The organism is Agrobacterium larrymoorei (genome assembly GCF_005145045.1).
Classification (GTDB): domain Bacteria; phylum Pseudomonadota; class Alphaproteobacteria; order Rhizobiales; family Rhizobiaceae; genus Agrobacterium; species Agrobacterium larrymoorei.
Genome location: NZ_CP039691.1, coordinates 2,793,164 through 2,805,522 on the forward strand (window position 1 = coordinate 2,793,164; position 12,359 = coordinate 2,805,522).

The 12,359-nt window shown below is 55.7% G+C and carries 13 protein-coding genes; 7 read left to right on the plus strand and 6 right to left on the minus strand.

The window, feature by feature from the left end; genetic code table 11:
* Nucleotides 1–53 precede the first annotated feature (53 nt).
* Nucleotides 54–788: a ligase-associated DNA damage response endonuclease PdeM gene (gene pdeM, locus CFBP5473_RS13510; protein ID WP_027676805.1), complete on the plus strand. Its 735-nt coding sequence runs from the start codon at nucleotides 54–56 to the stop codon at nucleotides 786–788.
* Nucleotides 789–920: 132 nt separating this feature from the next.
* On the opposite strand, the gene CFBP5473_RS13515 is transcribed toward pdeM, so the two are convergent.
* Complete coding sequence (locus CFBP5473_RS13515; protein WP_027676804.1) at nucleotides 921–2,009, minus strand: quinone-dependent dihydroorotate dehydrogenase; 1,089 nt, start codon at nucleotides 2,007–2,009, stop codon at nucleotides 921–923.
* A 2-nt stretch (nucleotides 2,010–2,011) separates the two neighbouring features.
* On the minus strand, nucleotides 2,012–2,362 hold the full coding sequence (locus CFBP5473_RS13520; RefSeq protein ID WP_027676803.1) for a DUF952 domain-containing protein: 351 nt from the start codon (nucleotides 2,360–2,362) through the stop codon (nucleotides 2,012–2,014).
* Nucleotides 2,363–2,578: 216 nt separating this feature from the next.
* Here CFBP5473_RS13520 and CFBP5473_RS13525 point away from each other — a divergent pair, with 216 nt between their 5' ends.
* Together CFBP5473_RS13525 and CFBP5473_RS13530 are read left to right on the plus strand one after the other, a co-directional pair.
* The gene (locus CFBP5473_RS13525; RefSeq protein WP_027676802.1) at nucleotides 2,579–3,229 is read left to right on the plus strand and encodes a response regulator; all 651 of its coding nucleotides are present in this window, start codon (nucleotides 2,579–2,581) and stop codon (nucleotides 3,227–3,229) included.
* 205 nt (nucleotides 3,230–3,434) lie between these two features.
* Complete coding sequence (locus CFBP5473_RS13530) at nucleotides 3,435–4,100, plus strand: S24 family peptidase (protein WP_027676801.1); 666 nt, start codon at nucleotides 3,435–3,437, stop codon at nucleotides 4,098–4,100.
* 62 nt (nucleotides 4,101–4,162) lie between these two features.
* Here CFBP5473_RS13530 and CFBP5473_RS13535 read toward each other — a convergent pair whose 3' ends face one another.
* Nucleotides 4,163–5,026 (minus strand): transporter substrate-binding domain-containing protein, encoded by an 864-nt coding sequence (locus tag CFBP5473_RS13535; protein ID WP_084631808.1) that lies wholly within the window; start codon nucleotides 5,024–5,026, stop codon nucleotides 4,163–4,165.
* A gap of 99 nt (nucleotides 5,027–5,125) precedes the next feature.
* Here CFBP5473_RS13535 and CFBP5473_RS13540 point away from each other — a divergent pair, with 99 nt between their 5' ends.
* Complete coding sequence (locus CFBP5473_RS13540; protein ID WP_051441394.1) at nucleotides 5,126–7,018, plus strand: glycosyltransferase family 2 protein; 1,893 nt, start codon at nucleotides 5,126–5,128, stop codon at nucleotides 7,016–7,018.
* 29 nt (nucleotides 7,019–7,047) lie between these two features.
* On the opposite strand, the gene CFBP5473_RS13545 is transcribed toward CFBP5473_RS13540, so the two are convergent.
* Nucleotides 7,048–7,233 carry a hypothetical protein gene (locus CFBP5473_RS13545; RefSeq protein WP_084631806.1) on the minus strand — a complete coding sequence of 62 codons (186 nt, stop codon included), beginning with the start codon at nucleotides 7,231–7,233 and terminating at the stop codon, nucleotides 7,048–7,050.
* 83 nt (nucleotides 7,234–7,316) lie between these two features.
* Nucleotides 7,317–9,164: an ABC transporter ATP-binding protein gene (locus tag CFBP5473_RS13550; protein WP_027676799.1), complete on the minus strand. Its 1,848-nt coding sequence runs from the start codon at nucleotides 9,162–9,164 to the stop codon at nucleotides 7,317–7,319.
* A 418-nt stretch (nucleotides 9,165–9,582) separates the two neighbouring features.
* On the opposite strand from CFBP5473_RS13550, the gene CFBP5473_RS13555 reads away from it, so the two are divergent.
* From CFBP5473_RS13555 to CFBP5473_RS13565, 3 genes are all read left to right on the plus strand, one after another.
* Entirely contained in the window at nucleotides 9,583–10,566 is a 984-nt protein-coding gene (locus CFBP5473_RS13555) for a hypothetical protein (RefSeq protein WP_027676798.1), read from the plus strand.
* A gap of 115 nt (nucleotides 10,567–10,681) precedes the next feature.
* On the plus strand, nucleotides 10,682–10,936 hold the full coding sequence (locus CFBP5473_RS13560) for a helix-turn-helix transcriptional regulator (protein ID WP_051441393.1): 255 nt from the start codon (nucleotides 10,682–10,684) through the stop codon (nucleotides 10,934–10,936).
* Nucleotide 10,937: 1 nt separating this feature from the next.
* Nucleotides 10,938–11,750 carry a hypothetical protein gene (locus tag CFBP5473_RS13565; protein WP_027676796.1) on the plus strand — a complete coding sequence of 271 codons (813 nt, stop codon included), beginning with the start codon at nucleotides 10,938–10,940 and terminating at the stop codon, nucleotides 11,748–11,750.
* Between the two features lie 14 nt (nucleotides 11,751–11,764).
* On the opposite strand, the gene CFBP5473_RS13570 is transcribed toward CFBP5473_RS13565, so the two are convergent.
* Nucleotides 11,765–12,310 carry a hypothetical protein gene (locus CFBP5473_RS13570; protein ID WP_136954367.1) on the minus strand — a complete coding sequence of 182 codons (546 nt, stop codon included), beginning with the start codon at nucleotides 12,308–12,310 and terminating at the stop codon, nucleotides 11,765–11,767.
* Nucleotides 12,311–12,359: the final 49 nt, after the last annotated feature.

Genomic DNA, 12,359 nt, shown 5'->3' on the forward strand with positions numbered 1-12,359 from the left:
CCGCTGACAAGCGGTGCCGTGAACTGACGAAATGAAGAAAGCTTGAACCGGAATTGCTGAGCCGCCTTGCCTTGAGCGAAAGATTTTCCACCGGCTTCGAATGCCAGGGCGCCGAGACCGCCATCAACGGCGTCGCGGCCCTGTGCGATCCGTTGGGCGGGCTTTATCTGCCGGATCTTTCACTGCTTGTCGTGTCTGATCTGCATCTGGAAAAGGGCGCGGCCTTTGCCCGCCGCGGCATGATGCTGCCGCCCTATGATACGATTGCGACGCTGAAAATCCTCGCCTCCCTCATCACCCGCTACGACCCGAAGATCGTCGTCAGCCTCGGTGATAATTTTCATGATCGCAAAGGTTCAGAACACCTGCCGCTGCCGCTGCGCGACATCATCCGCGAAATGGCGCGGGGCCGCGAATGGATCTGGATCAACGGCAACCACGATCCCGATGGCACGGTCGATCTGCCGGGTTCTTCCACCGATGAGATGTTCTACGCAAACCTCGTTTTCCGCCACGAGCCGAAGGCGAAAGCAGCGGAAGCGCTGGGCGAAATCGCCGGCCACCTGCACCCCTCCGCAACAGTCCGCCGCCGCGACAAAACCGTGCGCCGCCCCTGCTTTGCGACGGATGGCGCGCGGCTGCTGATGCCTGCCTTCGGCGTCATGAGCGGAGGGCTGGACCTTCGGCACAAGGCCATGCGCGGGCTGTTTAATCACGATGCGCTTATTGCGCATCTGATGGGGCGTGACCGGATTTACTCGGTGCGGTTTGGGAACCTGCTGGGCTAAAGCATGTCGCGTTTAATTGTCTTCAATTAAACGATAACGTACATGCGAGAAAATAATGATCTAAAGCGGGTCGCGGTGAATCCTATTCACTGCGACCCGCTTTAGGTTCTGAAGATGCGACTGGTCAGCCGTTCAAATCCCGCTCGCCGCCCAGCTCTCCACCGAGCTATCGCGCAACTCCCGCACATTCACCACACCATCGCGTTCCAGAATGCGCGAAAGCCCGCGGACAATCGTTCCCGGCAGGCCCGGCCCCTCATAAACCATGCAGGAATAGAGCTGCACGAGATCGGCACCGGCCTTGATCTTTTCAAGAGCGGTTTCTGCCGAAGATACGCCACCGACGCCGATGAGCGGCAGGTCCGGGCCGACGCGCTTGCGCATTTTGGCCAGCACCGTGGTTGAAAGGTCGAACAGTGGCTTGCCGGAAAGGCCGCCGGTTTCGTGGTTGTTGCGGCCCGGTTTCAGACCATCGCGCGAGAGCGTGGTGTTGGACACGATCAGGCCATCGAGCTTGTGCGCCAGCACTTCGGCGGCGATATCGTCAAGGCCTTCTTCGGTCAGATCAGGTGCGATTTTCAGGAAAACCGGGATATGGCGGTTGAGCTTTTCCGCCTCGAGGTCCCGCTGCGCAAGAACCGCGGTCAACAACGCGGCAAGGCTTTCCCGCGCCTGAAGATCGCGCAGGCCCGGCGTGTTGGGCGAGGAGATGTTGGCGGTGAAATAGGAGGCGACCGAGGAAAATGTCTCGATCCCCTTCACATAATCCGCGATTCTGTCGTCACTATCCTTGTTGGCACCGATATTGACGCCGACGATGCCGCGCAGGCCAGCGGCGATCAGTCGGGACAGCGCCGCCGCATGTCCTTCATTGTTGAAGCCGAGGCGGTTGATGACCGCCCCGTTTTCCACCAGACGAAAGATGCGCGGCTTGGGATTGCCGGATTGCGCACGCGGCGTCACCGTGCCGATTTCCGTAAAGCCGAAGCCGAGCTTCAACAGCGGACCGGGCACTTCCGCATTCTTGTCATAACCCGCCGCCATGCCGAGCGGGTTGGGGAAGACCAGACCCGCAACGCTCTGCTGCAAGCGCGGATCATGCGGCACATGGCAGGTGGGAATGAAGCCGCTGCGCAGCGCTGCAATCGAGGCGCCATGTGCCACTTCGGGGTCCAGCAGGAACAGCCCCTTGCGGCCGACAGAGGAAAATAGTCCGCTCATGCTCAAATCTCCGGAAACTGGTGTGCGCCGTCATCGGCCAGCGTCAGCGGCGTTTCCCACAGCACGGTATTCAGCGACAGATCGCCGTAAAGATGCGGGAAGAGGTCTCCGCCACGCGAGGGCTCGAATACCAGCTTTTCACCCAGCGCGCCGCCATCGACGGCTACCAGCAGCAAATCTTCCTGACCGGTGAAGTGGCGCAGCGCCGTTTCCTTCACCTGTTCTGCAGTGGAGAAATGGATGTAGCCATCTGTCAAATCGATTGCCGCCCCCTTGAAAACGCCCGCTTCCCTTGCCTCCTGCCAAAGAGAGGAAGGCACGATCTTGTAGATGACGGGGGGCGTTTCACTCATGCGGCGTCTCCTTCATTTGCAGGGGGTGTGCCGTAAAAGGTGGCTGATGTCCATCGCTTCACACAGATTTTTACGGCCAAACCGCGTGTATGGCCCGCCCTGGCAAATCTAGTGCTTGTATTGCAGCCGATTTGGCGCAATCCTCCACGTCAAGGATAGCTGCATGCAGCCTGTCCGGGGAGGTACACATGAAATGCTCTTGGGAGGGGGCGCGGCATGTCAGAACTCACAATCATCATTGCAGATGACCATCCGCTTTTTCGCGGCGCTCTGCGTCAGGCGGTCAGCGGGCTCGAAGGCGACAACAGGATCATCGAGGCGGGTGATTTCGAAGCGGCAAGAGCCTGTGCAGATGCCGAAGCGGAGGCCGATCTCATGCTGCTCGACCTCGCCATGCCGGGCGTCAGCGGCTTTTCCGGCCTGATGGCATTGCGCGCGGAATTTTCCAGCCTGCCCATCATCATCGTCTCCGCCACAGACGATCCCGCCACGATGCGCCGCGCCATCGAACTTGGCGCTTCCGGCTTCATCTCCAAATCCTCCGGCATCGAGGACATTCGCGCCGGTATCCGCGCCGTTCTGGAAGGCGATGTCTATATTCCCGCCGCCTGCCAATCCAGCCGCGATCAGGACCCGGACGTGACCGATCTGATCGGCAGGCTCAGAACGCTGACACCGCAGCAAAGCCGCGTTCTCGGCATGTTGGGTGAAGGGCTTTTGAACAAGCAGATCGCCTATGAGCTGAATGTTTCCGAGGCCACGATCAAGGCGCATGTCTCTGCCATTCTACTGAAGCTGAATGTCGATAGCCGCACGCAGGCGGTCATTCAGCTATCCAAGCTCAACGTGCCCATGCTGGTTGCATGAGGCAAAAACCGGCGTCACGTCATGCCGGTGTATGAAAGAGGGTTTATGTTCAATGGCTTGGAAAGCGGCATACACTCCGCTTCCACAATGAAAGCAGAAAAGGATTTTATTCCTTTTTCTCTTTACTCTTTTCGGAGTGTTGGCTATTTTACCATCGACTGACAGACGCCGCCTGACGCCGCAGTTTCATCCGGGCCATTGAACGATGCTTTCACATGACAATATCTGGAGCGCGATCGATACGCTTGCCGACCGTCATCACCTGACGCCCTCAGGCCTTGCCCGCAAGGCGGGGCTCGACCCCACTTCCTTCAACAAATCCAAGCGGCTTGGTCCCGATGGGCGACAGCGCTGGCCATCGACGGAATCCGTTTCCAAAATCCTCGATGCCACCGGTGCGACCATCGATCAGTTCTTCGGATATGCCTTCGGCAAAAGCGAAAGAGCCATTGCCGCGGAAGATGTGACGGTGGGAAAAGTCAGCGCCATTCCGCTGCTCGGCTTTGCGCAGGCGGGCTCCGGCGGCTTTTTCGATGATGGTGGCTTTCCTGTCGGTCAGGGCTGGGATGTGGTGGATTTTCCCGCCTCGCCCGCCAACAAGGCGGGCGTTTATGCACTGGAAGTGCAGGGCGAAAGCATGATGCCGCTTTACCGCGACGGCGATGTGCTGATCGTGGAGCCCGGTGCCCAGGTGCGCCGTGGCGACCGCGTCGTCGTCAAAAGCCGGGATGGCGAGGTCATGGCAAAAATTCTGGCCCGCCAGACCGCCAAGACCATCGAGCTTCTATCCCTCAACCCGGAACACCCAAACCGCAGCTTCGAGCTTGCCGAAGTGGAGTGGGTGGCCCGCATCATCTGGGCCAGCCAGTGATCTAATTGTTTGTCTAACGCGTTGTCCAGACGCAAAACCGCTTCGCACTTTTGCTGGAAACGCTAAAACAGCCCGTAAGGGAAATAGCGCCGGTAAATCTCTTCCAGCCGTCCATTACGGGAGAGTGCGGCAAGTGCCTGATCGAAGGCCGGAACCAGCTTGTTCTCGGGATCGACCGTCATGATGGAAAGCCCCTCGCCCAGAAATTTGTCGGACATATAGGGCCCATCGAACATGGCGCAGCAATTATCCGAAGCCGTGCCAGCAACCCAGAACGGCAGGCGCAGGCTATCGGCAAAGATGGCATCCACCTTGCCGGTTTTCAGCGCTTCATACATGGGCTCGTAACCGCCGAAACCGTTTACCGCCACCTTGGGAAAAAATGCCTTCAGCATCTGCTCGTGGCGCGAATTGGTGATGACACCGACCTTCTTGCCGGAAAGTGCCAAAGCGGTCTGGCCATCCAGCTTGGCGGATTTCGCCACGGCAAAACGCGCGGGCAAAAGCAGATAGGGCCGCGTGAAGCTGAAACTGCGCCGCAGATCAGAGGATGACGCGACACCGGACATCACCGCTTCGCCCTCCCCCATTTCCAGTGCTGCTTCCAGCTCATCGAATGGCAGCGCCTGCACCTGGCATTTGCTCTCGATCTTCAGCTGCGCGCAGATTTCGCGCGCCAGATCCACATGGAAACCAACCAGACGTCCGTCCTGATCGGTAAAATTAAAGGGCGGAAAATCCACCGACATCAGAAAGCGCACCCGCGGCACGGTCGATAGATCGGCGCCGGGCAAACGCTCCTGCTTGTCGAACAGAACCGGAAGGCTTGCGCTTTCCGCCAGCGCGCCTTGAGAAGAAAAAAGTGAAACACAAAGAAGAGATGCAGAAATACCCAGCAATTTCAGGGGTGCAACCAAAGAGCGCATGTATATGATCCGACACGGGTATTGGGTAAGGGTACCACTTGCGGGTGGCTGGGTACGATGTTGCGTTTGGATGAGTATACACAAGATTCGCCCAACGCGATGCTTGTGCAGGACGATTTTGTTGCCTTCGAGCCGCTGGAGGACGACCCCTTCCTGCTAAGCCCGGCACCGCCGGACCGCGACGACCTCGCATTTCTGGCCGAGCTCGGCATCGGAAAACCCTATATCGATACGTTTTCGGAACTGGCCGAGCGTAACGGCACGACGCTTGAAGACGAATTGCTGGCAAACGGGCTCGTTACCGAAAATGCGTGGTACGGCGCCTTTGCGCGATACCTTCGCCTTGCCTTTGTCGAGACGCTGGATGCCACTATCGTTGTCGATACACCCGCACTCGACACTCAGCTGGCAGACAGCCGGATGGTGCGCATTTCGCCAAAAGACAGCAAACCATATATCGCGGTCGTTCCAGACCTCGAGACCATCGGCAGGCTCCGGCAAGCGCTGAAGGCGCGGCCCGCCATCCGCAAAGATTTGGTGGTAACAACGCCAAGCGCCCTTCGCGAAGCCGTCTGGCAGGCAGGGTCGGAGCGACGAACCCGCCAGACGATCAATCAGCTTTTCGAGGCCCGCCCGCATTATTCGGCGCGCATCGTCATGGAAGGCAAGCAGGGCTTTTTCATCGGCGCGGGTGCCGCGCTCTTTGCGGTTTCCCTGTGCATCTCCGCCGTGCCAACGCTTCAGCTCCTGCACATCTTCACATCGCTGCTCTATCTGGCAGCGCTCCTTTTCCGGCTCTCTCCGCTTCAGCGAGCCCCTGACCGCAACACGCTCCTGCTGCTGGATGCAGCCCAGGACGACCAGCTTCCGGTCTACACCATACTCGTCGCACTACACCGCGAAGAAGCCATCATCGAACAGCTTGTCACCGCGCTGGACCGTCTGGATTGGCCCAAATCCCGGCTCGATATCAAGCTTGTTTGTGAAGCAGACGATCCCATGACGCTCAACGCGATCGATCGGCTTGAACTCGGGCGCCATTTCGAGGTGGTGCGCGTTCCGCCCTCCCTGCCGCGCACCAAGCCGAAAGCGCTCGATTACGCGCTGGCAGGCGTCCGGGGAGAATTCGTTGCCGTCTACGATGCGGAAGACAGGCCACATCGCAGCCAGTTGCGAGAAGCCTATGCCCGCTTCCGCCACGCACCGGATAGTCTCGCCTGCCTGCAAGCCCCGCTCATCATCAGCAATGCGGAGACATCCTGGATCACCTCATCCTTCTCGCTGGAATATTCGGCACTGTTCCGGCGCATGCTGCCAATGCTGGCCAGAACCAGGATGCCCCTGCCGCTCGGCGGAACCTCCAACCATTTCCGCGCCTCGACCTTGAAGGAAGTCGGAGCCTGGGATCCCTATAATGTCACCGAAGATGCGGATCTGGGGCTGCGGCTCTATCGCTTCGGCTACCGCTGCGACGTCATCCATTATCCCACGCTTGAAGACGCGCCGACCGAACTGCCCGTCTGGATGGCCCAGCGGGCACGCTGGTTCAAGGGCTGGCTGCAGACATGGCTGGTAATGATGCGCTCACCGCTTTCCACTGCACGCCAGATGGGCTGGCGCGCTTACCTCGTCTTTCATCTCATGATCGGCGGAATGCTGCTCTCATCGCTGACGCATCCCCTCTTCCTCACCTATATAGCCTATATTGCGTGCATGCTCTGGACAGGTGGCTTGAGCGCAATCTCGCCCTACCAACTCACCTTCTTCGCCATCGATACCACCAACATCATCGCCAGCTACGCAATCTTCCTGATGATGGGCCTGCGCGGCATGATCGCGCACGAGCGAAAACTGGTCGGGCGAAAATGGCTGTTCACACCGCTCTACTGGCTGATGCTCTCGGCTGCCGCCTGGCGCGCGGTTTATGAACTTCGCTACAAGCCCTTCGTCTGGAACAAGACCCCGCACAAGCCGAGCAATAAAGGCGGCTGAAATTCCGCCGCCATCAGTCACGGAGAGGATCAGCGCCGGATATAAATATTCCCGGAATCTCCACCCCGGTTTCCATCCCCCTCCCGGAACGGATCACCATCCATCACCTGATCCATACGCCACTGGGTACCACGATAAGGACTATGCCACGTCTGACACCCGCTGATCATGAGGGTCGAGACCAGCAGAGCGGAACCGACGATTATCTTGCCCATGGAAAAACTCCTTCGTTTGATCCCATATGGGGTCAGGCGGCAGAGTTCTCAACCGGACGCCGGACAGTGCCAATAGGTGGAAATCAATCCTCCGGAATGAACCCGCCAATCTGTCGCTTCCAGAGCCGGGCGAAAAGGCCATCCTGCCTTACCAATTCCTCCGGTGTCCCCTCCTCGATGATGCGGCCTTTATCGAGCACGATAATCCTGTCCATCTGCGCAATCGTGGACAGGCGATGGGCGATGGCAATGACGGTCTTGCCCTCCATCACGAGGTCCAGCTTCTCCTGAATGGCGGCTTCGGATTCGCTGTCGAGCGCAGAGGTTGCCTCGTCGAGGATAAGTATCGGCGCGTCTTTCAGCAGCACCCTTGCAATGGCAACGCGCTGTCGCTGTCCGCCGGACAGCTTGATCCCGCGATCCCCGACGAAAGCCTGATACCCCTTCCGCCCGTCGCCATCCGCCAGTTCCGCGATAAAGCCATCTGCCTTCGCAACCTTCGCCGCGCGCTCGATATCCTCCTGCGTCGCCTCCGGTTGCCCGTAGCGAATATTGTCACCGACAGATCTGTGCAGCAGCGCAACATCCTGCGCGATGACGCCGATATTGCGTCGCAGGCTTGCCTGCGTGACATCGCGAATATTCTGGTCATCGATACGGATCGACCCATCCTGTATGTCGTAGAAACGCAGCAGCAGATTGACGAGCGTCGTTTTGCCCGCACCCGAAAGCCCAACGAGCCCAACCTTCTCTCCCGCATGCACCGTAAGCGACAGATCATCGATAATCGGCTTGCCAGACTTATAGGCAAAACGGATGTGGTCAAACCGGATTTCTCCCCGACCAACCTTCAGCTCGGACGCATCCTCATTGTCGCAAATCGTCGGTGGGGTGGTCATCACCGGCATAGCGTCCTTGATCGTGCCTATGGCTTGAAAAATCTGCTGACCCATCTGCAAAAAGGTGAAGGTGTGCCCGGACAAGCGCTGAAGAATGTAAACCGCGGCAACGAACTCACCGATGGTGATGAAGCCTTTCACAAGACCGGAAAGACCCACAGACAGAATGGCCAGCCAAAGCGCCATATTCAACAAAACGACAATGAGTTCGGATGTCCGAAAGACCCGTTGCTCTTTGTGCTGCGTGTGGACCGCCTTGTTCAAAATCCTGCGGATTGCGCCCGCCTCGCTATCCTCTGCGGCAAATTGCTTGATCATCTGCATATTGCTGTAGAGATCGGTAATGGCTCCCGACACGAGGCTGCGCTGCTTTGCCGATTGCCGCGATCTTTCGGTGAAAACGGGCGCCAGCTTCACCGCAAGCAGCACGTTGAGAACAATCCATATCAGAACCGGCAGCGCCAGCTGCCAAGAAAGCGTTGCAAGCAACAGCACCGATCCGACCATCTGCAACAGGAAACGCGGCCCAATCTGGAAGGCATTGATAATCTGCTGCTGCACCGCTGAGGCCACCTGCGACAGCCTTGATGCAACCTGCCCCGCATAAAGCTCGTGGAAGAAAGCAAGGTCCTGCCGCTCCACCGCCTTATGCCCCTGCCACTGAATGGCGGCGGGCATTGCAATACCGAGCGTGTGAGAATTCAGCGTGTTCAGCAGAAACGACGCGATAGGCATCGCCGGAAAGATCAGCAATCCCAGGAAAATAAGGAGAGGCATTTCATTATTCAGGAAGGCTGCCGCCCCTTGAGCAGTCACGCCGTCAACGATGACCGACAACCCCCAGATAATCGCCAGATTGATCGCCTCAAAGGCCATGGACGACAAGGCCAGCGCCAGAAGAACGCCGCGAAACATCGAAATGAAATGCCACAAAACCGAAATCGGCCCTTTGGACGGAAGGGGTCGAAACGGAATATCCAGCGGACGTATCATCGTCTCGAACGGGCGGAAAATCACATCTGAAACGGACATGGGCCTCTCGAAGATACTATAAATGCCAAAAACAAAAGAATCGCACGTACAGGCCGCATCGAAACACGCATCGCATCTTATCTCAACGAAAAGATGTATTTTGTGATGAAGACAGCGATTATAGCGGAGAATTTGCGCGAGAGCTTGGTCGGCACTGTGAGACTTATGCTGTCTGAACTTAACGGGTAAAGGTGCGGAAAGCTGGAGCGGGTGAAGGGAATCGAAACAGATATACAAGTCTTTGATATATATCATATAATATATGATTATCGACATCTATACCGCTTAAAATACCGAAAACTAAGCGGATGTCACTGGACGAACCTGCTCTTACTGGAAGGTGGATGCCGCATCGCACTGCTTAAATGTTGGTGAATCAGATACGGTCGCCCGGTTCACCAACGGTAGGCGGGATAGCATGGTCGACATCAAAGAAGTAATGGAATCAGAAGAGATGCGAGATGTCGTCACCGCTCTCGATGCACTGAAGCGGCGCTGGGCTCCCAGTCATCAAGTGACAGATCACATTCGTCCAACCGTCCTCGCGCTTGTCGGCAAATACAAAGCCAAGGAAATCTTGCAGGTGCTGCTCGATAGCAAGGAGTATTACCCCGGCTACAAGGAGGTTCTCGCCGCAAGTTTTGGCGGATGGCTAATTATGCCTAGAGAGCGTCGCGTGCGGGAAATTCTCATGGTGCACGCAGCACTAAACCATATGCACGATACTGAATGGAAACTGGGCGAAGCTCAGTTGAGTTTGGAGAGAGACATAACGGCCCGTTACATCCTCACAAGCATGGACTTTTTGATCGAAATTTATGACAGCTTGGGCGGCTATCAAGCGTTCGCACAGAATCCTTCGTTCGAGATGATGTGGATCGCATTCGAACGAGACGAGAAAGTTATAAACACGGCAGTTCTAGCCATGACCTTTCTTCACCACGCTATTGATCAATTCAGTGTCCGTGGCCGCCCTTTTATTCCAAGTCTCAATAAAGCGGTGCTCGTACTGGACGAGTTAAAAGCGACGAAGCCACCCTTTCCATACAAAGAAAAATATGTGTCCCGATCCCTGCTTCACCAGCGCTGGAGCCAGAACAAGCAAACGCTGGCACTGTTATACGCGGCGTCAACTATCCGCATAAATAGGAAAACGCTTTTGCAACTCATTCTGGACGGCTTCTTTTCGTACGAAAATCACCAACCTTATCTCGACATTTGGGTATGTCGGGCTCGCTATGTTGCCGCTCATATATTTGCTCGGATGGGCGACCCGGACCTCGAACGGAAAACCATAAGCTTAATTGGTGGCGGGCATGCCACCGCCTTCGCACCTCAAAAGTTGAGTATCGTTGAGACCGCAGCATTTAACACGGCTTTTCGCAATGTAATCAATATTTAAATACATCATACCTGTCCATTTTTGGACGCCCCATCCATGGATAAATACAGAATTATAAATCGATAAGTTTCGAGCCATCATTTCTCCGTGTTCAACAACTCACACGGAGAAACCGATGAAACACCTAAGTATCCGCGACGAAAAACAGCCTGAAAACATTGCGACCCGCATCTTCCCGCAAACGGGATTTGTACGCCTTAACCAGATCGTTCGACCCGATGGCCCCCTACCAATCAGTAAGTCAGGTTTTTGGGCAGGCGTAAAAACCGGAAAATTTCCGCAACCACGCAAGATTTCACCACGGGTTACCGTATGGCGGGCTGAGGATATCAATGCCCTCCTGCGCGAAATTGATATGGGAGGAAAATAATATGTCTTCCGTCCAAACTTTAAAGAAAGCCAACGCCGGCTCTTTTGGCAGAAGTATAGAAAAATCGGATAATCCGAAAAAATCCGAGAAAGAAAGGGGGAAGTCTCTGATCGAAAGGCTTGATGCACTTCACGACGCCTTCAAGGCTAGGCGAAAAGCTCATCGCAAGGCGGTTTATAGTGATATCGTTTCAGCCGTTGAGATTGGTCTAGCGTTGAAAGCTGACAAAAATGAGTGGAAGCTATTCTGTGACGGTTCTTGGCAAAAAACAAAGCCGCCAAAGCCTCATCAGATCGAACATGCAGTGCGATTTGCCATTAAATTCATGGTGGGACCTGGAAAGAAGGCGCAGCAGAAAGCTAGTTTCTACTACAATGCTGTTGCGTCGGCGGTAGAGGAAGGCATCACCGGTAAGAAGCTGAAAAAGCTAATGATGACAGAGGGCCTCAAAAAGCTCTCTACGGCCAATTCTGAGAAAAAGAAGCTTGAGAAGCAACTGGCCGAGGACGATAAAAAAGAAAAAAAAGAAGCGACTCGTACCACGGCGGTCACAAAAGAAAGCAAGAAAAGCAATCCGCTAATTGCGAACAAAAGCGGCGATTCTTCCCGCCAAAAAGAAATGAAAAGTGCGAAATTCGACGTGAATGCGGTCTTGCGGTTCACAAACATCAAGAAGTCTTTGATGGCCCATAAAGTGGGTTCGGAGCTCTGGATGAAGGCGACGCTGGCGGCGTTAGGTCCGCCGCTCGAACTACATGTGCACAAAGTAGGAACGGCAAAACCTAAGGCCAAAGAGTCTGCGCCTGACCTTTAAAGGGTGGCACTCGGTTAGATAAGTTCACTCTGTGACTTCGGCAGCACCAAAATGTCTGCCGAAGTCATTCTTTTTCGCGGCACCTGTTTCAACGTGTACAACGCTGCCCTCGGCGCAGTCTTTTCTATCGGCTCGACATGCAGCCGCGCCAACGACATTCCCTCTCCTACTAGAAAAGATTTTGGCGAACGCGCCACGATGTCACCCAGCCTATCGCCGGTTTTCGCATTTGGCGGCACCATGAAAAACGCATGAACATGCATTCCATCATTGGTCAGAATATCCGGGAGAGCCGCTTTCTCCCTTTTGTTCACGGGCCAATCGAAGCATGATATCCAGAACGGCATTTGCTCAGTCGGGGTATTGTGCGGCCTTTTGATCAGCCTTGTGAGAAGGCGAGCATAAACGATTTCACATTCTTTCAGCATCTGGCGTTGCTTGGTCTGTTCGTTGCCTGTCAACTGATTGAACATGAGAGTGATGAGGTATGGTTCCCAGCCCCCAAATACCCTTTCCTCCATCATGGTGATGTAACCATCGATTATCTGCGCATCGGTCATGTTGTATTCCTTCATGGTTGGTTTGATTATTTGTGTGGGTGTGTTGTTG

Coding starts and splice junctions, on each gene's coding strand:
- CFBP5473_RS13565 (WP_027676796.1), top strand. CDS start 10,938: ATGTCTTCCGTCCAAACTTTAAAGAAAGCCAACGCCGGCTCTTTTGGC.
- CFBP5473_RS13560 (WP_051441393.1), top strand. CDS start 10,682: ATGAAACACCTAAGTATCCGCGACGAAAAACAGCCTGAAAACATTGCG.
- CFBP5473_RS13525 (WP_027676802.1), top strand. CDS start 2,579: ATGTCAGAACTCACAATCATCATTGCAGATGACCATCCGCTTTTTCGC.
- CFBP5473_RS13515 (WP_027676804.1), bottom strand. CDS start 2,009: ATGAGCGGACTATTTTCCTCTGTCGGCCGCAAGGGGCTGTTCCTGCTG.
- CFBP5473_RS13545 (WP_084631806.1), bottom strand. CDS start 7,233: ATGGGCAAGATAATCGTCGGTTCCGCTCTGCTGGTCTCGACCCTCATG.
- CFBP5473_RS13520 (WP_027676803.1), bottom strand. CDS start 2,362: ATGAGTGAAACGCCCCCCGTCATCTACAAGATCGTGCCTTCCTCTCTT.
- CFBP5473_RS13530 (WP_027676801.1), top strand. CDS start 3,435: ATGCTTTCACATGACAATATCTGGAGCGCGATCGATACGCTTGCCGAC.
- CFBP5473_RS13550 (WP_027676799.1), bottom strand. CDS start 9,164: ATGTCCGTTTCAGATGTGATTTTCCGCCCGTTCGAGACGATGATACGT.
- CFBP5473_RS13535 (WP_084631808.1), bottom strand. CDS start 5,026: ATGCGCTCTTTGGTTGCACCCCTGAAATTGCTGGGTATTTCTGCATCT.
- CFBP5473_RS13570 (WP_136954367.1), bottom strand. CDS start 12,310: ATGACCGATGCGCAGATAATCGATGGTTACATCACCATGATGGAGGAA.
- CFBP5473_RS13555 (WP_027676798.1), top strand. CDS start 9,583: ATGGTCGACATCAAAGAAGTAATGGAATCAGAAGAGATGCGAGATGTC.
- CFBP5473_RS13540 (WP_051441394.1), top strand. CDS start 5,126: ATGCTTGTGCAGGACGATTTTGTTGCCTTCGAGCCGCTGGAGGACGAC.